The organism is Roseateles sp. P5_E1, assembly GCF_054049335.1.
Genome location: NZ_JBFUMN010000139.1, coordinates 1 through 1,002 on the forward strand (window position 1 = coordinate 1; position 1,002 = coordinate 1,002).

2 protein-coding genes are annotated in these 1,002 nt (G+C 69.6%); one reads left to right on the forward strand and one right to left on the reverse strand.

The annotated features are described in order from the left end of the window. A partial coding sequence (locus ACXJKJ_RS30165) for an H-NS family nucleoid-associated regulatory protein (RefSeq protein ID WP_457395026.1) occupies positions 1 to 405 on the forward strand: 405 nt, incomplete at its 5' end. On the opposite strand, the gene ACXJKJ_RS30170 is transcribed toward ACXJKJ_RS30165, so the two are convergent. Further along, the coding region (locus ACXJKJ_RS30170) for a class I SAM-dependent methyltransferase (protein WP_457395029.1) at positions 393 to 1,002 on the reverse strand (610 nt) is incomplete at its 5' end. The two genes, ACXJKJ_RS30165 and ACXJKJ_RS30170, sit on opposite strands and share 13 nt — an antisense overlap.

Genomic DNA, 1,002 nt, shown 5'->3' on the forward strand with positions numbered 1-1,002 from the left:
GCTCCAGCCGCCTCATCACTCCCTGTTGCCCTGGACGATCTGCTGGCGCGATCAAGCATGGACGATCCGGCGCTGCTGCGTGCCGCCACCCGGGAAGCCTACGACCGCGTGACGCTGCTGCTCAAGGCCTGCTACCAAGACTTCAGCCCGGAGCAGCAAGCCAGGATCCGCGCGATCATCGGCGCCGACGCAGCGCCCGCACGGACCGCCCTGCCCAAGCGCGTCAAGGCCAGCAGACCGCCTCGCGAAGACCTGCCGCCACGCTTCTGGCTGCCCTATAGCGGTGAGACCTGGACAGGTCGCGGGCGTCCGCCGAAGGCGTTCATCGCCTGGGAAGGCACCGTCGCCCACACCGAGTGGAAGAAGCACCACCCCGACGAGCGTTTCCCCACCTACCCCGGCTGATCCTGCACGGCGTAGGCAACCCAGCCGCGGAACGACAGCGCAGCGTAGAACAGCGCGGGCCGCTCGAAACCGGCCTGCTCCAGCAGCGTCACCTCTTCTTCCGGCGCGAGCGTGGGCAGCCTGCTGGCAATCGCCTCGGCGCGTGCTTCGGCGCTCTCCCCGCCGATGCCGCGGGCGGTGACGAACGCGGCCCAGCGTTGGAACCACACGCGCTTTTCATCCGGATCGCGGGGCACGCTGTGGTGGGCGACCACCAGCGGTGCGCCCGGCCTCAGGCGGCGCCGGAGTTCGCGCAGGGTGTGCAGGCGTTCTTCGCGCGATAGAAAGTGCAGTGTCARCAGACACGTGGCGCCATCGAACGCGACGACGGGCGCAGCATCGATGTAGCCCTGGATCAGTTCGACGCGCGGGGACAGGCTGCCCAGCACGCGCGTGGCCAGCGCGAGCATCTCCGCGGACGGGTCCACGCCGGTGAAGTGCCAGTCGGGGCTGCACTCGGCGAAGACGCGCAGTTCCATCCCTCCGCCTGCACCAAGCACGAGCACCCTGCCCGCCTGCGGAACCCGCTCGGCGAGCAGCACGTGCGCCATCTGATGC